A 681-nucleotide genomic window follows, 5' to 3' on the forward strand; every position below is an offset into this window, starting at 1 on the left:
CTACACCTCGGCCGACATAGTAGAGGGGCCGTTCGGGCGCGGCTGGAGCCTCGGGTACGACATCCGCCTCACCGTGGGCCAGGACGACGCCGTGCTGAAGGCCGGGACCGGGCAGCGGGTGCTCTTCACCGAGAACGCCGACGGCAGCTACACGCCTCCGCCCGGCGGCACGGCCTCCCTCGTGCGCAACCAGGACGGGAGCTTCACCGCCGTGACCCGCTCCGGCCTGACCCACGCCTTCGACTCCTCCGGGAAGCTCACCGCCCTCACCGACTCCTCCGGCCGCGGCCCCGCCTATGCCTACGACGCCGGCGGCCGGCTGACCACGATCACCGACGGGGGCAGGTCGATCACCTTCACCTGGGACACCGCCGCGGGGAGGATCACCCGGGCCGAGACCTCCGCCGGGCAGGCCACCACCTACTCCTACACCGCCGGGCTCCTCACCGGGGCCACCGACGCCGCCGGCGGCACCACCGTCTACGCCTACGACGGCGGCGGGCGGCTGTCCGAGGTCAAGTCCCCCACAGGGCGGACGGTCGTGCGCACTGGCTACGACCCGGCCACCGGCCGGGTGGCCGAGCAGTGGGACGGGCTCGGCAACCACTCCGTCTTCGCCTGGGACCCGGCCACCTCGACGGCGACGATGACCGACCCGAGGGGCGGGGTGTGGAAGGACGT

1 protein-coding gene is annotated in these 681 nt (G+C 73.6%); it reads left to right on the forward strand.

The genetic code is table 11. The features are described from left to right. A partial coding sequence (locus tag BV907_RS19630) for a DUF6531 domain-containing protein (RefSeq protein WP_139346876.1) occupies window positions 1-681 on the forward strand: 681 nt, incomplete at both ends.

The organism is Sinomonas mesophila, assembly GCF_001999765.1.
Lineage (GTDB): Bacteria > Actinomycetota > Actinomycetes > Actinomycetales > Micrococcaceae > Sinomonas > Sinomonas mesophila.